Raw genomic sequence first — 18,619 nt, 5'->3', positions numbered from 1 at the left:
CCGTGAACGGCGGTGCGGTGGCGGCTACTTGGTGGTGCAGTGGAGACCGACCTTGTCGAAGCCCTGGCCCGCCGCCCGGCAGTACGCCTCGACGTTGGCCGCGTGCTCCTTGTCCGTCTCGGCGAAGAGGGTCTTGATCGGGGACATCGCGATGAAGTACAGCCACTTGCCGTCCGCCGGGTTGAGCACCGCCTTGAGCGCGTCGTCGCCGGGGTTGGAGATCGGCGTCGGCGGCAGACCCGGGTTGATGTAGGTGTTGTACTTGTTGGACCCGTCGTTGATGTCCTTCTTGTCCAGGTCCTTGCGGCCCAGCGAGTACTGCAGCGTGGTGTCCATGCCGAGCGTGTGGCGCACGGCATCGCTCGCCAGCCGGTTCTGGATGGTCCTGGCCATCTTGCCGAAGTCCTCGACGTTGTTGCCCTCGCGCTGCAGGATGCTCGCCTCGATGACCACCTCGTACGCGTTCTTGAGGCCCGCCTTGGACGCGTCGGCGTCCAGCGTCGCGTACTTGTCGGTGGCGTTCTTCACCATCTGCTTGAGCAGGTCCTCGGGCTTCATGCCGTCGGCGATGTTGTACCGGGTCGGCCAGAGGAAGCCCTCGACGTTGCCGTTCGCGTACGCCGGCAGGCCGAGGCTGCCGACCTGGGCCTTGGCGACACCCGCCGTGGTGCCCTGCGGCAGCTTCAGCTTCCCGTCGATCAGGGTGTAGATGTCCGCGGCGGTCTTGCCCTCGGGGATGACCAGCGCCGCACCGCCGGCCCCGTTGAGCAGCTCGCTCAGCGCGGTGGCGGCCGGCAGCTCCTTCTTCAGCGAGTAGAAGCCCGGCTGGATGGTCGTGCACTTCGGCTCGGCGGAACAGACCTTGCCGAAGGCGTCGACGCTCTTGACCACGCCGGCGTTCTTCAGCGCCAGGCCGATCTGACCGCCGACCGCACCCGACTTGACCTCGACCTGGACGGGGCTGCCGCCCTCGCCCGTGAAGTCCGGCGGCGGGCCGAAGTGGTCCTGGTAGAAGCCGTAGCCCCACCAGCCGGCCCCGCCCAGGGCGCCGACCAGCACCAGCGCGACCAGCAAGCAGGCCCCGCCGTTGCGGCGGCCGGACTTCTTGCCCTTCTCCTTGCGCTTCTTCTGCGCGTCGCGGGAGGAGTCCTCCTCGCCGAGGAAGCCATCCTGCTCGGCGTGGCCGTCCTCGTCGCGGTGCTCGGCGTCCTCGTGGTGGCCGTCCTCCTGGAAGCCGTCCGGGTGGCCGTCCCACTCGTCGGTCTCGGGCGCGTGCCCGCCGACCGGGTCGGCGCCGGCCTCCAGCGCGGCGGCCTCGGCCTCCCAGTCGATGCCGTCCGGGCCGGGGCCGCTGACGGGCGCGACCGGCTCGGGCTCCGGCGCCGCGCGACGCCGCCGCCCGGGCTGCGCGCCCTGCTGCGGGATGCCCGGCTGCTGCTGCGCACCGGGCTGCTGAAGCTGTTGGGGCTGCTGCGGGGCCATCCCCTGCTGCTGCGCCATGCCCGGTTGCTGCGCCATACCCGGCTGCTGCGCCATACCCGGCTGCTGCTGACCGTCCGGGAACCCCTGCTGCTGATACCCCTGCGGGTACCCCTGCTGCGGCATCTGCTGCATCTGCTGCTGTTGCTGCGGATACCCCTGCTGCGGGTAGCCCTGCTGCTGCATCTGCTGCTGGGGCACCTGCTGCTGCGGGTACTGCTGCTGTCCGCCCGGGAACCCCTGCTGCTGATACCCCTGCGGGTACCCCTGCTGCGGCATCTGCTGCATCTGCTGCTGTTGCTGCGGATACCCCTGCTGCTGCATGTCTCCGTACGGCTGCTGGACCGGCTCGCCCTGCTGCTGGGGATACTGCTGGACCGGCTCGCCCTGCTGGGGATACTGCTGCCACTGGCCGTCCTGCTGGCCGGGGACCGGCTGCTGGCCGCCGTACCCGGGGTCACCGGGGTGCCACGGCTCAGAGCCCTGGGGGCCGTAGCCCCGACCCAGATCGGTCATTGATCCCCTTAACCGACGAAGACGGCCGGAGGATCGGACCGGCCGTCCGGGACGCGGTCCCGGCTGATTCTCGAACCGGCGTGCTAGCGCAGCGCCTGGGAGGAGACGTTACCGTACCGCACACGTGCCCCCGGCAGGGCGGACGTGCCGTCAGTGTCCGACCTCACCCGCCCGCGCTCGGCTCGGGCGCCGGCGCCGGCGGCCCGGAGGCGGGGGCGGACGCGCCGGCCGAAGCCGACGGCAGGGCCGAGGCACTCGGCTTCGCCGACGCCCGGTTGGCGTTGAACTCGGCGACGTTGCGCTGCTGCACGTCGAAGCTGTCGGTGAAGCGGGTGTCCCCCGGTTTCACGGTGACGAAGTAGAGCCAGTCCCCCTGCGCCGGGTCCAGCGCCGCCATGATCGCCTGCCGCCCCGGGTTGGAGATCGGCGTGGGCGGCAGCCCGGGGTGCAGGTAGGTGTTGTACGGGGAGTCCAGCCGGGTGTCGGTGACGGTGGTGTTCAGGGTCGACCGGCCGAGCGCGTAGTTGATCGTGGAGTCGAGCTGCAGCGGCATGCCCTTGGCGAGCCGGTTGTAGATGACCCGCGCCACCTTGCCCATGTCCTCGTTGTTGTCGGCCTCGCCCTGGACCATGCTGGCCACGGTGACCAGCCCGTACAGGCTCTGCCCGAGGTTCTGCGCGACGACGTTCGCGTCGTCCCGGCTGAACTCCTTGCCGGCCCGCTCCACCATCTGTTTCAGCAGGTCGATCGCGGTGGTCCCGTCGGTGACGCTGTACGTCGCGGGGAAGAGGTAGCCCTCGGGGCTGCCCTTGGCGAAGTCCGGCAGACCCAGTTCGGCGCCCTGCTCCTGGGCGGTGCGCTGGGTGGTGCCCTCCGGCAGGCGCAGCTTGTGGTCGATGGCCACGTAGATCTGGTAGCCGCGCCAGCCCTCGGGGATGGTCAGGCCGTTGGCGTTGGCCGGGTCGATCAGCACGGTCAGCGCGGCCGCGGCCGACATCCGCTGCTTCAGGGTGTAGGTGCCGGGCTGGATCCGCCCGGCAGCCGCGGCGCTGCCCTTGGCCGCCCGGGTGAAGGCGAGCGAGCTGGCCACCACCCCGTTGCGGACCAGGGCGGACGCGATCTGGGACAGGCCCGCGCCCTCCGGCACCGAGACCTGGACGCTGCCGGTGCCCTGCCCCGCGTAGTCGGCGGCGGCCGGGGGTGTGCGCTGTCCCTGGAACCAGGTGTACCCGGCGAGGCCCGCCCCGCCGAACACCGCGACCAGGGCGAGCGCGGTGAGCGCGCAGGCCAGTCCGTTACGCCGTCGGTGCGGATCGGGTGCATCGGGGCGCATGCGGGGCGCGCCCGGCGGCCGGCCCTCCGGCTCCAGCACCGGCGCACCCAGGTGCCCGGGCGTGAGCCCCGGGTGGAAGTCCTGGTCGGTCATGGCTCGCGTCCCCTCGGCAGTGCCGAAACGTTCGAAGGGGTCCGTGCGGACGCGTCCGCACGGACCCCTCGACGGGACGTTAGATCAGGCCGGTCAGCCGACCGCCTCGACGCTCTCACCAGGCGGGTTCCCGCTCACCCGTTCGGACTCAAGGGCGGTCTGCAGGATCACCACCGCGGCGGCCTGGTCGACCACCGAGCGGCCCTTCTTCGCCTTGACGCCCGAGGCGCGCAGCCCGTGGGTGGCGGTGACGGTCGACATCCGCTCGTCGACCAGCCGGACCGGCACCGGGTACAGCCGGTTGGCCAGCCGCGTCGCGTAGGCGCGGACCTTCTCCGCCGCCGGGCCCTCCTTGCCGCTCAGCGAGCGGGGCAGCCCGACGATCACCTCCACCGCGTCGTACTCCTCGACGATGGCGGCGATCCTGGCCTGCGACTTCACCCCGGCCGGAACGGTCTCCACGGGCGTGGCGAGCACCCCGTCGGGGTCGCAGGACGCGACCCCGATCCGGGCGTCACCGACGTCGACGGCGATCCGCCGCCCCCGTCGGAAGGGCCGCTCCACCTGAGGCTCCTCGACCATCAGCTGGCGCGCTCCGCGACCAGGCCGCGCACCGCGGCGACGGCCTCGCCGACCGCGGCCGGGTTGGAGCCGCCGCCCTGGGCGACGTCGTCCTTGCCGCCACCGCCGCCGCCGAGGGTCTTGGCGGCGACCCGGACCAGCTCGCCGGCCTTGATGCCGCGGGCGCGGGCGTCCTCGTTGGTGGCGATCACGGTCAGCGGGCGGTCGTTCGCCACGGTGAAGGCGGCGACCACGGCCGGGCGCGAGCCGAGGCGGCCTCGCACGTCCAGCACCAGCTTGCGCAGCTCGTCCGCGCCCACGCCGTCGGCGACCTGCGCGGCGACCACCGAGATGCCGTGCACGTCCTCGGCCGAGTCGGCCAGACCCGCCGCGGCGGCCAGCACCTTCTCGGCGCGGAAGCGCTCGATCTCCTTCTCGGCGTCCTTGAGCTTGGCGAGCATGCCCGAGATCTTCTCCGGCAGCTCCTCCGGGCGCCCCTTGACCAGCTCGGTCAGCTGGGAGACCACGGTGTGCTCGCGGGCCAGGAACTTGTACGCGTCGACGCCGACCAGCGCCTCGACGCGACGCACGCCGGAGCCGATCGAGGACTCGCCGAGCAGCTTGACCAGGCCCAGCTGGGCGGTGTTGCCGACGTGCGTGCCACCGCACAGCTCCTTGGAGAAGTCACCGATGGTGACGACCCGGACCTCGTCGCCGTACTTCTCGCCGAACATCGCGATGGCGCCGGCCTTGCGGGCCTGATCCATCGTCATGACCTCGGCGGTGACGTCGAGTTCGCGACCCAGCACGTCGTTGATCTTCTGCTCGACGTCGACCAGCACGGTGCCCGGGACGGCGGCGGGCGAGCCGAAGTCGAAGCGGAAGCGGCCGGGGGCGTTCTCGGAACCGGCCTGGGCGGCCGTCGGGCCGAGCGCGTCACGCAGCGCCTGGTGGGTCAGATGGGTGGCCGAGTGGGCGCGGGCGATCGCCCGGCGGCGCTCGGTGTCGATCGTGGCGTACGCCGAGGCGCCGAGCACGACCTCGCCGAACAGCACCCCGCCGGAGTGCACGATGACACCCGGGACGGGCTGCTGCACGTCGCGGATCTCCACCACCGCGCCGGACTCCAGCCGGATCCGGCCGTGGTCGGCGAGCTGGCCGCCGCCCTCGGCGTAGAACGGGGTGCGGTCGAGGATGATCTCGACCTCGTCGCCCTCGGAGGCGGCCGGCGCCGGAACGCCGTCCACCAGCAGGCCGACGACGCTGGCCTCGCCCTCGGTGAGGTTGTAGCCGGTGAAGACGCTCGCGCCGGACTTGTCGGCGACCTCGCGGTACGCGGCGACGTCGGCGTGGCCCATCTTCTTGGCCTTGGCGTCCGCCTTGGCGCGGTTGCGCTGCTCCTGCATCAGACGGCGGAAGCCGGCCTCGTCCACCTGGAGGCCCTGCTCCTCGGCCATCTCCAGGGTGAGGTCGATCGGGAAGCCGTAGGTGTCGTGCAGCTTGAAGGCCTGGTCCCCGGAGAGGACCGCGCCGCCGGCCTGCTTGGTCTCGGTGACCGCGGCGTCCAGCAGGCTGGTGCCGGCCTTGAGGGTCTGCAGGAAGGCCGCCTCCTCGCCGACGACGACCGTCTCGATGCGCTTGCGGTCGCTCTCCAGCTCCGGGTACTGCGGAGCCATCGCCTTGATGGCGATGTCGGTGAGGTCCTTGGCCACCACGCCGGTGGCGCCCAGCAGGCGCATGTTGCGGATGGCGCGGCGCAGGATGCGGCGCAGCACGTAGCCGCGGCCCTCGTTGCCGGGGGTGACGCCGTCGCCGATCAGCATCAGCGCGGTGCGGATGTGGTCGGTGACCACGCGCAGCGAGACGTCCGACTTGTGGTCGGCGCCGTAGGTGTGGCCGGTGAGCTCGGCGGCGCGGTCGAGGATCATCCGACTGGTGTCGATCTCGAAGAGGTTGTCGACGCCCTGGAGGATGGCGGCGAGGCGCTCCAGGCCGAGGCCGGTGTCGATGTTCTTGCTCGGCAGGTCGCCGAGGATCTCGAAGCCGTCCTTGCCGTCGCCGTGGCCGCGCTCGTACTGCATGAAGACCAGGTTCCAGATCTCCAGGTAGCGCTCGCCGTTGACGGCCGGGCCGCCCTCCTCGCCGTACGCGGAGCCGCGGTCGTAGTTGATCTCCGAGCACGGGCCGCAGGGGCCGGGGACGCCCATCGACCAGAAGTTGTCCTTCATGCCGAGGCGCTGGATGCGCTCGGACGGGACGCCGATGACGTCACGCCAGATCAGCTCGGCCTCGTCGTCGTCCTGGTAGACGGTGATCCAGAGCTTCTCCTTCTCCAGGCCGTAGCCACCGTCCGCGACGGAGCTGGTGAGCAGCTCCCACGCGAACTTGATGGCGCCTTCCTTGAAGTAGTCGCCGAAGGAGAAGTTGCCGCACATCTGGAAGAAGGAGCCGTGCCGGGTGGTCTTCCCGACCTCCTCGATGTCCAGGGTGCGCACGCACTTCTGGACGCTGGTGGCGCGCGAGAACTGCGGCTTGACCTCGCCCAGGAAGTAGGGCTTGAACGGCACCATGCCGGCGTTGACCAGCAGCAGGGTGGGGTCGTCGGCGACCAGGGACGCCGACGGAACGACGGTGTGGCCGCGCTCCTCGAAGAAGCGCAGCCAGCGGCGGCGGATCTCAGCCGACTCCATTATTGGTCCTTCCGGTTCGGGGTGCCGCCCCGCTGCGGCAGGGCGCGGCGGGGCGTTTCTTCAATGGCTCGGGTGGTGGTGCGGGCCCCACGGGATACGGGGCGGGGGCCGGACGGGGGCAGGGCGGCGGCCGGGCTGCCGGGCGCCGCCGAGATAGCTCGGTACTGCGGCTCGCCGCGCAGGACCCGGCGGGTGCTCCCGGGCTCGACGACGGCGGTGCCGTGCAGTCCGAGGTCGTCCTTCAGCTGCTCCTCGCGCTCGGCCATGCCGGCCCGCACGTCCTGGGCGAACTGCTTGGCCAGGTCGCCCAGGTGCAGCGCACCGCGCGTGGCGGTGCCGGAGAGGCTGTCCGGGGTGAGCCGGTGCACGGCCTCGTTGGCCTTGTTCATGGCCCACACGGTCGCACCGGCGCCGACCGCCATCCAGAAGACGCGTCGCACCATGCCGTCAGCCCCTCACCGCGCGCCGGACCCGGGAGAACAGGCCGTTCCTGGGCGCGGTCGCGGCGCGCACCTCGGCCCGGATCAGCCGGGCCAGCTCCTCGCGCTCGCCGCTCTGCGACGGCACGGACGGCTGGCCGCCCTGCTGCTTGGCGACGGCCTTGCGGACGCCGTAACTGAAGGCCGCGACCTTCACCAGCGGCCCGCCCAGGGTGGCGGCGACGGTGGAGGAGAGCGCGTTGGCGTTGGCGGCGGCGTCCTGCACGTTGGCGGTGATCTCGTCCACCCGCTCCAGCTGCTGGTTGGCACTGCGCACGGCGGCGCCCGCGTCGCTCAGCAGCGGGACGGCCTGCTCGGTGACGGCGGAGACGAGGACAGTGGCCTCCTTCAGCACTCGCGAGAGGCGGACCAGCACCACGGCGAGCAGGGTGACCAGGACCGCCCAGAACACGGCGACGAGCAACCCGGCCAGCTCTCCCACGGACACCTTTGCGCGCTCCCTCGCCTTGCTGTTCTCCAAACGGAACCCTATCGCGCCCACGCCCGGTTTCCGGACCGGGTTGTCGCCGGGCCCCGGGGTCCGCCGTCGCGTCGGCCCCCGGCCGAACCGGTCGGATGTGCGAACCGCGCGCGTAACCTACCGGCCGGTCACCTCGTTCTGCCAGGCGGGCCGTCGCCCGTACGGCCCGACGAACGTCCGGGCCCCGACGGTCCGGGCCAGGAACACGGGGAGCAGCGCTTGGCCGGCGACTGGAGAGCACAGTCCGGGGAACCCGCGGCGCGGCCGCGCGAGCCGGAGCCCGGTCGGCTGCCGGCCGAGGTGACGGGCTTCGTCGGGCGGCAGCGGGAGCTGGCCGAGCTGGCGGGCCTGCTGGCCGGCGCCCGGCTGGTGACGGTGACCGGGCCGGGCGGGGTGGGCAAGAGCCGACTGGCCCTGCGCGCCGCCGCCCGGGCGGCCGGCGCCTTCCCGGACGGCACCTGGCTGGTCGAGCTGGCCCCGGTGCAGGACCCGCTGCTGCTCGGCCGCGCGGTGCTGGAGGCGCTGCGGCTGACCGACGGCACCGCCCGCCCGCCGCTCGACCTGCTCACCGAGCGGCTGTCCGGCCGGTGCACGCTGCTGGTGCTGGACGGCTGCGAGCACCTGGTGCAGGCCTGCGCCGAACTGGCGGACGCGCTGCTGCGGGCGCTGCCCAGCCTCCGGGTGCTGACCACCAGCCGCGCCGCGCTGCGGGCCTCGGGCGAGCACCTGCTCACCCTGGCCCCGCTGCCGGTCGACCCGCGGCCGAGCGATCCGGGCGGTCCGAGCGATCCGGGCGGACTGCCGGACGCGGTGCGGCTGTTCGCCGAGCGGGCCCGGGCGGTGCTGCCCTCCTTCGCGCTGACCGAGGCCGACGCCGAGGCGGTGAGCCTGCTCTGCCGCCGTCTGGACGGCCTCCCGCTGGCGGTGGAGCTGGCGGCCGGGCGGCTGCGCGCGCTGTCGGTGGAGCAGATCACCGCCCGGCTGGACGACCGGTTCCGGCTGCTCACCGGCGGCTCCCGGACGGCCCTGCCGCGGCACCGGGCGCTGCGCACCACGATCGGTTGGAGCCATGAGCTCTGCACCGTGCAGGAACGTTTACTCTGGGCCCGCCTGTCGGTCTTCGCCGGCAGTTTCGACCTGGAGGCCGCCGAGTACGTCTGCGCCGGTGACGGCCTGGAGGCCGAGGACGTGCTCGACCTGCTCGACGAACTGGTCGGCAAGTCCGTGGTGCTGGGCGAGGACAGCGCCTTCGGCGTCCGCTTCCGGCTGCTGGACACCCTGCGCGACTACGGCGGCCAGTGGCTGCGGGCCGCCGGCCAGGAGCAGCGGCTGCTGCGCCGCCACCGCGACTGGTACCTGGGCGTGGCCACCTGGGGCGAGGTCGAGTGGTTCGGGCCCCGGCAGGCCGAGACCGCCGAGCGCACCGAACTCGCCCACCCCAACCTCCGCGCGGCGCTGGAGTTCTGCCTCGCCGAGCCCGGCGAGGAGCAGATCGCCCTGCTGCTGGCGGGCACGCTGTGGTTCTACTGGGTCGGCTGCGGCCACCTCGGCGAGGGGCGGCACTGGCTGGACCGCGCGCTCGCCCTGGACCGCGAGCCGACCGAGGCCCGCGCCAAGGCCCTCTGGGTGACCGGCCATCTGGCCACCCTGCAAGGCGACCTGGAGACGGCCCGCCCGGCACTGGAGGAGTGCCGCCGCCAGGCCCTGGACACCGGCGACGACCGGGCGCTGGCCTACGCCGTCCACCGGCAGGGCAGCGCGGCCCTGATCGGCGACGAGCCGGACCGCGCCGCCGAGCTGTTCGAGGAGGCGCTCTGGCACTACCGGACGATCGGCGAGCTCAACAGCAACGTCGTGCTGGCCATGGTCGAGCTGGGCCTCGCGTACCTCTTCCAGGGGGATCCGGAGAGCGGGGAGCTCTGGTTCGGCCAGGCCCGCGAGCTGTGCGAGGAGCACGGCGAGCAGTGGGCGTACGCGTACGTGCTGTACGCGATGGCGTACGCGCACTGGATGGACGGCGCAGTCCGGGCGGCCCGCGCCCTGGCCCGGGAGGGCCTGCGGCTGAACCACCTGTTCCACGACCTGCTGGGCATCGCGCTGGCGATCGACCTGCTGGCGCTGCTGGAGACCGAGCCGGGCGCGCCGGGCGACCTGGGCGGGGCCCGGGTGCTGCAGGGCGCCGCGCACCGGATCTGGGGCGCGGTCGGCCTGCCCTTCCTGGGCTCGCGGTCCTTCTTCGGCCCGCACCAGGAGTGCGCGGAGCGGGCCCGGGCGGGGCTGACCGCGCAGGAGTACGAGCGGTGCTACCAGGCCGGGGCCCGGCTCGACCTGGACGCGGCGGTCTCCCGGGCGCTGGGCGGCAGCGGGCCGGCGGGCGGCCCGGAGCCCGGGTCCGGGCCCTGCTCGGTGCCGTCCGCACCGACGCCCGCACCGGCCAGGAATAGCTGAAACTTGCCGATTGCTTGAGGAGGCAAGGAACCACCCGGAAGGAGCACCCCGTGGCCGTGACCACCGCCGCCGACGAGTACCGCCTCGCGACGTTCCACTTCGAGTCCAAGGCCTACGCCGACGCCGCCCGCATGCTGGAGGGCGTGCTGGCCGAGGAACCGGCCAACCTCTCGGTCCGGCTGCTGCTGGCCCGCAGCTACTACCACTCCGCCCAACTCGGGCGCGCCGAAGCCGAGTTGCTCCGGATCCTGGACACCGACCCGGCCGAGGACTACGCCCGGCTGATGCTCGGCCGCACCCTGGAGCGCCAGGGCCGCGCCGAGGAGGCCCGCCCGCACCTGCGGCTGGCCGCGGCGATGACCGGCGAGAACCGCTAGGTCCTGTCCGGCCGGCACCAGGAGCTGCCACCGGAAAAGGGGCGAGCCCCCGCCGCCTCGAAAGGCGACGGGGGCTCGCTGAGGTACCGCAGATGCGGAACCGCCGCGGGTCAGCGCGAGTAGTACTCGACCACCAGCTGCTCGTCACAGATCACCGGGACCTCCTTGCGCTGCGGCGCACGGTCCAGGCGGAAGGCCAGGGCCTTCAGGTTGACCTCGAGGTACTTCGGGGTCTGGCCCTCGCCCGCGTAGCCACCCTCACGGGCGACCTGGAACGGGACCTTCTCCTTGCTGCGCTCGCGGACGGTCACCACGAAGCCCGGCTTCATCTGGTACGACGGCTTGTTGACCTTGCCACCGTTGACCTCGATGTGGCCGTGGACGACCATCTGGCGGGCCTGGTAGATGGTGCGGGCAATGCCCGAACGCAGCACCAGCGAGTCCAGACGGGTCTCCAGCTCGGCGACGAGCGCCTCACCGGTCTTGCCCTCGGCCTTCTTCGCGCGGTCGAACGCGCGCGCCATCTGCTTCTCGCTCAGGTCGTACTGGGCGCGCAGACGCTGCTTCTCGAGCAGACGGACCTTGTAGTCCGAGTTCTGCTTGCGACCACGGCCGTGCTGGCCGGGCGGGTACGGGCGGGCCTCGAAGTACTTGACGGACTTCGGGGTCAGCGGCACGCCGAGCGCACGCGCGATCTTGACCTTGGGACGCTTCTGGTTCGCCATGAACCAAACCTTCCTTGCTTACGAATACGGCTTCACCAGGTGTTGACGGAGGTCGCATCTCGCGACCCGGAGACAACCCATCGCCGAGGCGATGCGGTCAGCCGCTCTCCGGAGCCGGGCACAAAAGTGCTGGTCACACGGAACAGCCCGGAAACCCGGGCCGTCCGCGACACCGAAACGGTGCGCGACGCTCCTGGTGCGGGCCTCCCGGAGGAGGCCTACGGCCGATGCCCCGCTGGTGTGGCCGGTCGGTGGGGTCTCCCCCGCCGCCGTCCCGGGACGTGGCACTCCGACCGATTGTACCGGGTGCTCGACCGCCCCTTCTCACTCGCCCCTGAGCCGGCCCCGCGTCCACTCCACGACGTCCGCGTAGCGGGCCTCGCCGCCGCGCCGGGTCGGCTGGTAGTAGTCCTTGCCGTGCACCGCGTCCGGCGCGTACTGCTGGGCCGCGATGCCCTCCGGCAGGTCGTGCGGGTACTGGTAGCCCCGGCCGTGGCCGAGCTTGCCCGCGCCGCCGTAGTGCGCGTCCCGCAGGTGCGGCGGCACCGCGCCCGCGAGCCCCTGCCGGACGTCCGCCAGCGCCGCGTCGATCGCCAGGTAGGCCGCGTTGGACTTGGGCGCCAGGGCCAGCGCGATCGCCGCCTGGGAGAGGATGATCCGCGCCTCCGGGAAGCCGATCAGGGCCACCGCCTGGGCCGCCGCGACCGCCGTCTGGAGCGCCGTCGGGTCGGCCAGGCCGACGTCCTCGCTGGCCGAGATCATCAGCCGGCGGGCGATGAACCGCGGGTCCTCCCCCGCCTCGATCATCCGGGCCAGGTAGTGCAGGGTGGCGTCCACGTCGCTGCCCCGGATCGACTTGATCAGCGCGCTCGCCACGTCGTAGTGCTGGTCGCCGTCCTTGTCGTAGCGCACCGCCGCCTGGTTGACGGCCGTCTCCGTGGTGGCCAGCGTGATGCTCGCCTCGCCCTTCTCCAGCGCCGCCCCGGCCGCGGCCTCCAGCGTGGTGAGCGCCCGCCGGGCGTCACCGCCGGCGAGGCGCACCAGGTGGTCCTCGGCCTCCGCCGTCAGGTCCAACGCGCCCCCCAGGCCGCGTTCGTCGGCCACCGCGCGGCGCAGCAGGGCGCGGACGTCCTCGTCGGTCAGCGACTCCAGGGTGAGCAGCAGCGAGCGGGACAGCAGCGGGGAGATCACCGAGAAGTACGGGTTCTCCGTGGTCGCCGCGATCAGGGTGACCCAGCGGTTCTCCACGGCCGGCAGCAGCGAGTCCTGCTGGGCCTTGGAGAAGCGGTGGATCTCGTCCAGGAACAGCACCGTCTCCCGGCCGGACATGCCGACCGCCCGCCGGGCGCCGTCGATCACCGCCCGGACCTCCTTGACCCCGGCGGTGATCGCGGACAGCTCGACGAAGCGGCCCTCCACGGCCTGGCTGATCACGTGCGCGAGGGTGGTCTTGCCGGTGCCGGGCGGGCCCCAGAGGATCACCGAGCTGGTCGCCGCCGGCCCGCGCGAGCCCGAGACCAGCCGCCGCAGCGGCGACCCGGGCTTCAGCAGCTGCCGCTGCCCGGCCACCTCGTCCAGGGTGCGCGGACGCATCCGTACGGCCAGCGGCGCCCGGCCGGGCTCCCTGCTCTGGCGTTCCTCGGCGGCGGCGGTGAAGAGGTCCGGTTCGTCCACACCGGAAGCCTATGCGAGGCCGCCGACACACCCGCCGGAGCGAGCCGGCCTCATCGCGCCCGGGCCGCCCGCCGATCGAGGCGGGCCGCGTGGTCCGGGACGTACTTCTGCAGGTCGCGCGGGGGCCGCTGGTAGCCGCGCGGGGCCGGGCGGGGCGGCAGGTCGATCTGCGGGGCGGTGATCTCGCGGTACGGCACGGTGGAGAGCAGGTGGGCGATCATGTTGATCCGGGCCCGCCGCTTGTCGTCGCTCTCCACCACGTGCCAGGGCGAGTCCGGGGTGTCGGTGTAGACGAACATCTCGTCCTTGGCCCGCGAGTAGTCCTCCCAACGGGTGATCGACTCGACGTCCATCGGGGAGAGCTTCCAACGCTTCATCGGATCCTCCAGCCGGTCCCGGAAGCGCCGTTCCTGCTCGGTGTCGCTCACCGAGAACCAGTACTTGCGCAGCAGGACGCCCTCCTCGATCAGCATCCGCTCGAAGGTCGGGCACTGGTGCAGGAACTGCCAGTACTGCTCGTCCGTGCAGAAGCCCATGACCCGCTCGACGCCGGCCCGGTTGTACCAGCTGCGGTCGAACAGCACGATCTCCCCCGCGGCCGGCAGCTGCTCGACGTACCGCTGGAAGTACCACTGGGTCTTCTGCCGCTCGGTCGGGGTCGGCAGCGCCACGACCCGGGCGATGCGCGGGTTCAGGTACTCCGTCACCCGCTTGATCGCGCCGCCCTTGCCGGCGGCGTCGCGCCCCTCGAAGACCACCACCAGCCGGGCGCCCTCGACCCGCACCCACTCCTGGAGCTTCACCAGTTCCTGCTGGAGCCGCAGCAGTTCCCGCTCGTACGGCTTCCTCGCGAGTCGTTCCGGCTTCGCGGTCCGCTGCTCCTCGGCCACCTGGGGTCCTCCGTCCGGCTGCTGCTGATGAGCACTCACCGTAGGCGCTGGAGGCCGCCCCCGCAGGTCGGCGGACGGGTGGGCGGCAGCGGCGGCCCCCTGAACCGCCGCTGCCGCGCTCCCCCGTCCGGTCGGCGTGAACGCCGAACGACCAACCTTGACCCACACCTGCCGGACGGGTCCAATATCCGGTTCCATAACCTTGGGGCATGGATGTCGACACCCGCCTGCTGCGCAGCTTCGCCGCGGTCTGCGAGGAGGGTCAGCTGACCGCCGCCGCGGCCCGGCTGTTCGTCTCCCAGCCGACGCTCACCAAGCAGATCCGCCAGCTGGAATCGCTGCTCGGGGTCGCGCTGTTCGAGCGCTCGCGGCGCGGCATGGCGCCCACCCCGGCCGGGCGGGCGCTGGCGGACTACGCCGGGGCGATGCTGGCCGGCTGGGAGGACGCGCTGCGTGCCACCCGGGCGGCCGCCGCCGAGCAGGGCTCGGTGCTGCGCGTGGGGTTCGAGGGCGGCATCATCAACCTGATGACCCGCAGCACCGTCGCCGACTTCGCCCGGCGGATGCCCGGCTGGCAGGTGGAGCTGCGGCAGAACAACTGGTTCGACCCGACCTCGGGCCTGGCCACCGGCGAGATCGACCTGACGCTCTGGCACGGCCCGGCGTGGCTGGTCGAGCACTACAACGTCGCCGTGCTCGGCGAGGAGGCGCGGGTCGTGGCGCTGCCGACCGGGCACCGGCTGGCGGACCGGGCCGAGCTGTCCGTCGAGGACCTGCTGGACGAGCCGTTCGTGGCGATACCGCACGAGGCCGGGCACTGGCGCGAGTACTGGCTGGCGGGCCGGGAGCGGGACGGGCGTCCGGTGCGGATCGGCGCGGTGGCGCACAACACCGACGAGTGGCTGGCCGCGGTGGTGTGCGGTCAGGGCGTCGGCTTCGCACCGGAGACGATGAGCCGGCTGGCCGTACGGGATGACGTCGCGTACCGGCCGGTGCGGGGGCTCAGCCCGAGCCTGGTCGGGCTGTACTGGCCGAAGGACCGCGAACTCACGCCGGCGATGGCCGCGTTCGTGCGCAGCTGCCGGGTCACGGTCCCCTTCGGCCGGCTGGGATCGTCGGGTGGGACGGAGCCCCGGGTGGGAACGTCGGGTGGAACGGAGCCCCGGGTGGGAACGTCGGGTGGGACGGAGCCCCGGGTGGGAACGCGGTCGGTGGAGCCGACCTGACGGTCTACACCGCCACGAAGGCCTCGGGGTAGCGGCAGAGCCCGCGCGGAGCGCCGTCGTACCCGGGCAGCGGCAGCGCCTGGAAGTAGGCGTCCGGCACCTCGAACGGCCCGCTGACCTCGTGCCGACCGGCCGCGCTGAAGCCGAACCGCCCGTAGTACTCCGGGTCGCCGAGGACGACCACGAGCTTCTCCCCCGCCTCCTCGGCCGCCGACAGCGCGGCCCGGACGACGAGTTCGCCGACGCCCTTGCGCTGCCACTCGGGCGCGACGGCGACCGGCGCGAGCGCGAGGCCCGCGCCGTCCTCGCCGACCCGCAGCCGGGTCAGCAGCGCGTGCCCGATCACCAGCCCGGTCTCGTCGACCGCGACCAGCGACAGCCCGGGCAGCCAGGCCGGATCGCGGCGCAGTGCGTCGACCAGGTCCGCCTCGTCGGGGCCGGGGAACGCGGCCATGTGGACGCGTCTGGTCGCCGGGGCGTCATCCGGACACTCGACCCTTGTGATCACCTGCATGAGTCAACCCTCCTTGTGTCACACGTCATTGTGGACCGGCCCCGGACGGTGGGTGGACCGTCCGGGGCCGTTGAAGGTTAGCGGATCCGGTGTCAGGCCTCGGACTTCGCGGCGTCCTCGCGCAGCTTCGGCTTGGCGTCCACGCCGGCCTCCCGGCGCTGGGCCGGGGTGATCGGGGTCGGGGCGCCGGTCAGCGGGTCACCGCCGGTGGACGTCTTCGGGAAGGCGATGACGTCGCGGATGGTGTCGTACCCGCCGAGCAGGGTGACGATGCGGTCGAGGCCGAAGGCGACGCCACCGTGCGGCGGCGGGCCGTAGTTGAAGGCGTCCAGCAGGAAGCCGAACTGCGAGGCCGCCTCCTCCTCGGAGAGGCCGATCGCGTCGAACGCCCGCTTCTGCACGTCGCGCTGGTGGATACGGATCGAACCGCCGCCCAGCTCCGAGCCGTTGAGGACCAGGTCGTAGGCGTTGGACAGGGCCGAGCCCGGGTCGGTGTCGAAGGTGGCGAGCGACTCGGCGGTCGGGGCGGTGAACGGGTGGTGCACCGCGTGCCAGCCCTGGAACTCGCCCTTGTCGTCCTCGATCGGCTCGAACATCGGGAAGTCGACGACCCAGAGGAAGGCCCACTGCGACGCGTCGATCAGCTCGCAGCGGCGGCCGATCTCCAGACGGGCGGCGCCCAGCAGCTCCTGCGAGGGGCGCTGCTTGCCGGCCGCGAAGAAGATCGCGTCGCCGTTCCTGGCACCCGCGGCGGCGGCCAGGCCGGCCAGGTGCTCCTCGGACAGGTTCTTGGCGACCGGGCCGCGCAGCTCGCCGGTCTCGGCGTCGATGACGACGTAGGCCAGGCCGCGGGCGCCGCGCGCCTTGGCCCAGTCCTGCCAGGCGTCGAGCGCCTTGCGGGGCTGCGAGGCGCCGCCGGGCATCACCACGGCGCCGACGTACGGGGCCTGGAAGACGCGGAACTCGGTGCCCTTGAAGTACTCGGTGAGGTCGGTGAGTTCCTGTCCGAAGCGGACGTCCGGCTTGTCGGAGCCGTAGCGGGCCATGGCGTCCGCGTAGGTCATCCGGGGCAGCGGGTTGGGGAGCTCGTAGCCGTGCACCTCGCGCCAGATCGAGCCGACGATCTTCTCGCCGAGGGCCAGGATGTCCTCCTGGTCGACGAACGAGGCCTCGATGTCGAGCTGGGTGAACTCCGGCTGCCGGTCGGCGCGGAAGTCCTCGTCGCGGAAGCAGCGGGCGATCTGGTAGTAGCGCTCCATGCCGGCCACCATCAGCAGCTGCTTGAACAGCTGGGGCGACTGCGGCAGCGCGTACCAGTGGCCGGGCTGCAGGCGGACCGGGACGAGGAAGTCGCGGGCGCCCTCGGGGGTGGAGCGGGTGAGGTACGGCGTCTCGATGTCGAGGTAGTCGTTCTCCTCCATCACCCGGCGGATGATGTTGTTGACCTTCGAGCGCAGCCGCAGGCCCTTGGCCGGGCCCTCGCGGCGCAGGTCCAGGTAGCGGTAGCGCAGCCGGACCTCCTCGTTGACCGTGCCCGGCTCGTACTCGGCGACCGGGAAGGGCAGCGGGGCGGCCTCGGAGAGGACCTCGATCTCGCTGACGACGACCTCGACCGCGCCGGTCGGGATGTCCGGGTTCTCGTTGCCGTCGGGGCGCACCCGGACGTCGCCGACGACCTTGACGCAGTACTCGGCGCGAAGGCCGTGCACCGAGTCGAGGTCGCGGACCACGATCTGCACGGTGCCGGAGGCGTCGCGCAGATCGATGAAGGCGACACCGCCGTGGTCGCGGCGGCGGGCGACCCAGCCGGCCAGGGTGACGGTGGTGCCTGCGTGCTCCGGGCGGAGCGTGCCCGCGTCGTGCGTGCGGATCACAGCTGCTTCTCCTTCAGGGTGGTGACGAGTGCGTCGAGGGCGACGGGGTTCTGCTCGCCGGTGGTCAGGTCCTTGAGCTGGACGACGCCGTCGGCGAGGTCCCGGTCCCCGGCCACGAGGGCGAAGCGGGCGCCGGACCGGTCGGCGGACTTCATGGCGTTCTTGATGCTCTTGACGCCGAAGGCGAGGTCGGTGGCGACGCCGGCCCGGCGCAGCTCGACCACCTTGGCGAACAGGACGTTCTTGGCCTCCTCGCCGAGCGCGACGGCGTACACGGAGGTCGCGGCGGGCAGGTCGAGGACGATGCCCTCGGCCTCCATCGCCAGGAAGGTGCGGTCCACGCCGAGGGCCCAGCCGACGGACGGCAGCGCCGGGCCGCCGATCATCTCGGACAGGCCGTCGTAGCGGCCGCCGCCGCCGATCGCGGACTGGGCGCCGAGGCCGTTGTGCACGAACTCGAAGGTGGTGCGGGTGTAGTAGTCCAGGCCGCGGACCAGCTTCGGGTCGTCGACGAAGGCCACGCCGTTCGCGGTGAGCAGCTCGCGGACCTTCTCGTCGTACGCCTTGCACTCCTCGCACAGGTAGTCGCGCAGCTTGGGCGCGTCGACCAGCTGGGCCTGCACCGACTCGCGCTTGTCGTCCAGGACGCGCAGCGGGTTGATGTCGGCGCGGCGGCGGGTGTCCTCGTCCAGGTCCAGGCCGGCGAGGAACTCGACCAGGGCGGCGCGGTAGACCGGGCGGCACTGCTTGTCGCCGAGGCTGTTGAGCAGCAGCGAGTAGTCGCGCACGCCCAGCGAGCGGAAGGCGTCGTCGGCGAGGATGATCAGCTCGGCGTCCAGGGCCGGGTCCTCGGCCCCGATCGCCTCGGCGCCGACCTGGGAGAACTGGCGGTAGCGGCCCTTCTGGGCGCGCTCGTAGCGGTAGTACGAGCCGGAGTACCAGAGCTTGACCGGCAGGTTGCCCTGCTTGTGCAGGTTGGCCTGGAGGGCGGCGCGCAGCACCGAGGCGGTGCCCTCCGGGCGCAGCGCGAGCTCGTCGCCGCCGCGGGTGGTGAGGTTGTACATCTCCTTGCTGACGATGTCGGTGGACTCGCCGACGCCGCGGGAGAAGAGCTTCACGTCCTCGAAGACCGGGGTCTCGACGTAGCCGTAGCCGGCCCGGCGGGCGGGCGCGGCGATGCGCTCGCGGATCGCCAGGAAGGTCGCGGAGCTGGGGGGCAGCAGGTCGTAGGTGCCCTTGGGGGCGGTGAAGGTGCTCAA

Annotated in this window: 16 protein-coding genes; 4 read left to right on the top strand and 12 right to left on the bottom strand. The window is 72.5% G+C overall.

Annotated elements, in window-relative coordinates; all coding sequences use genetic code 11:
- Window positions 1-24 precede the first annotated feature (24 nt).
- On the bottom strand, window positions 25-1,518 hold the full coding sequence (mltG, locus tag AB0O82_RS13295; RefSeq protein ID WP_363583110.1) for an endolytic transglycosylase MltG: 1,494 nt from the start codon (window positions 1,516-1,518) through the stop codon (window positions 25-27).
- Between mltG (AB0O82_RS13295) and AB0O82_RS13290 the strand changes: the two genes are divergently transcribed.
- On the top strand, window positions 1,507-1,998 hold the full coding sequence (locus AB0O82_RS13290; RefSeq protein ID WP_363583108.1) for a hypothetical protein: 492 nt from the start codon (window positions 1,507-1,509) through the stop codon (window positions 1,996-1,998). The genes mltG (AB0O82_RS13295) and AB0O82_RS13290 overlap by 12 nt on opposite strands.
- Before the next feature lie 160 nt (window positions 1,999-2,158).
- Here the strand turns inward: AB0O82_RS13290 and mltG (AB0O82_RS13285) are convergent, their stop codons facing one another.
- The 5 genes from mltG (AB0O82_RS13285) to AB0O82_RS13265 form a co-directional block, all read right to left on the bottom strand.
- A complete protein-coding gene (mltG, locus tag AB0O82_RS13285) occupies window positions 2,159-3,421 on the bottom strand; it encodes an endolytic transglycosylase MltG (protein WP_363583106.1) in 1,263 nt (420 codons plus the stop codon).
- A 93-nt stretch (window positions 3,422-3,514) separates the two neighbouring features.
- Entirely contained in the window at window positions 3,515-3,985 is a 471-nt protein-coding gene (ruvX, locus tag AB0O82_RS13280) for a Holliday junction resolvase RuvX (protein WP_244293307.1), read from the bottom strand.
- 17 nt (window positions 3,986-4,002) lie between these two features.
- The gene (gene alaS / locus AB0O82_RS13275; protein WP_363583104.1) at window positions 4,003-6,672 is read right to left on the bottom strand and encodes an alanine--tRNA ligase; all 2,670 of its coding nucleotides are present in this window, start codon (window positions 6,670-6,672) and stop codon (window positions 4,003-4,005) included.
- On the bottom strand, window positions 6,672-7,115 hold the full coding sequence (locus tag AB0O82_RS13270; protein WP_363583102.1) for a DUF6167 family protein: 444 nt from the start codon (window positions 7,113-7,115) through the stop codon (window positions 6,672-6,674). The genes alaS and AB0O82_RS13270 overlap by 1 nt, the downstream gene beginning before the upstream one ends.
- A 4-nt stretch (window positions 7,116-7,119) precedes the next feature.
- A complete protein-coding gene (locus AB0O82_RS13265) occupies window positions 7,120-7,599 on the bottom strand; it encodes a DUF948 domain-containing protein (RefSeq protein WP_363583100.1) in 480 nt (159 codons plus the stop codon).
- A gap of 252 nt (window positions 7,600-7,851) precedes the next feature.
- Here AB0O82_RS13265 and AB0O82_RS13260 point away from each other — a divergent pair, with 252 nt between their 5' ends.
- Both AB0O82_RS13260 and AB0O82_RS13255 read left to right on the top strand, forming a co-directional pair.
- Entirely contained in the window at window positions 7,852-10,080 is a 2,229-nt protein-coding gene (locus tag AB0O82_RS13260; protein WP_363583098.1) for a regulator, read from the top strand.
- Window positions 10,081-10,130: 50 nt separating this feature from the next.
- On the top strand, window positions 10,131-10,457 hold the full coding sequence (locus AB0O82_RS13255) for a tetratricopeptide repeat protein (RefSeq protein WP_063346791.1): 327 nt from the start codon (window positions 10,131-10,133) through the stop codon (window positions 10,455-10,457).
- A gap of 110 nt (window positions 10,458-10,567) precedes the next feature.
- Here the strand turns inward: AB0O82_RS13255 and rpsD are convergent, their stop codons facing one another.
- The 3 genes from rpsD to ppk2 form a co-directional block, all read right to left on the bottom strand.
- On the bottom strand, window positions 10,568-11,182 hold the full coding sequence (gene rpsD, locus AB0O82_RS13250; protein ID WP_063346792.1) for a 30S ribosomal protein S4: 615 nt from the start codon (window positions 11,180-11,182) through the stop codon (window positions 10,568-10,570).
- 324 nt (window positions 11,183-11,506) lie between these two features.
- Window positions 11,507-12,856 carry a replication-associated recombination protein A gene (locus AB0O82_RS13245; RefSeq protein WP_363583096.1) on the bottom strand — a complete coding sequence of 450 codons (1,350 nt, stop codon included), beginning with the start codon at window positions 12,854-12,856 and terminating at the stop codon, window positions 11,507-11,509.
- A 50-nt stretch (window positions 12,857-12,906) separates the two neighbouring features.
- A complete protein-coding gene (ppk2, locus tag AB0O82_RS13240) occupies window positions 12,907-13,746 on the bottom strand; it encodes a polyphosphate kinase 2 (protein WP_363583094.1) in 840 nt (279 codons plus the stop codon).
- Window positions 13,747-13,955: 209 nt separating this feature from the next.
- Between ppk2 and AB0O82_RS13235 the strand changes: the two genes are divergently transcribed.
- Window positions 13,956-14,972, top strand: a complete 1,017-nt coding sequence (locus tag AB0O82_RS13235) for a LysR family transcriptional regulator (protein WP_363583092.1) — start codon at window positions 13,956-13,958, stop codon at window positions 14,970-14,972.
- Between the two features lie 4 nt (window positions 14,973-14,976).
- On the opposite strand, the gene AB0O82_RS13230 is transcribed toward AB0O82_RS13235, so the two are convergent.
- The 3 genes from AB0O82_RS13230 to hisS all read right to left on the bottom strand — a co-directional run bounded on the left by AB0O82_RS13230 (window position 14,977) and on the right by hisS (window position 18,619).
- Window positions 14,977-15,486, bottom strand: coding sequence for an N-acetyltransferase (locus AB0O82_RS13230; protein WP_363583090.1), 510 nt, complete (start codon window positions 15,484-15,486; stop codon window positions 14,977-14,979).
- Between the two features lie 92 nt (window positions 15,487-15,578).
- Window positions 15,579-17,360, bottom strand: a complete 1,782-nt coding sequence (gene aspS / locus AB0O82_RS13225) for an aspartate--tRNA ligase (protein WP_363583088.1) — start codon at window positions 17,358-17,360, stop codon at window positions 15,579-15,581.
- Window positions 17,357-18,619: a histidine--tRNA ligase gene (hisS, locus tag AB0O82_RS13220; RefSeq protein WP_063346798.1), complete on the bottom strand. Its 1,263-nt coding sequence runs from the start codon at window positions 18,617-18,619 to the stop codon at window positions 17,357-17,359. Before hisS ends, aspS begins: the two co-directional genes overlap by 4 nt.

This window comes from Kitasatospora sp. NPDC088264 (assembly GCF_040685715.1).
In the GTDB taxonomy this organism is placed as follows: Bacteria; Actinomycetota; Actinomycetes; order Streptomycetales; family Streptomycetaceae; genus Kitasatospora.
Note: the sequence above shows the minus strand (reverse complement) of the source record. Positions and strands in the feature narration are given on the sequence as shown.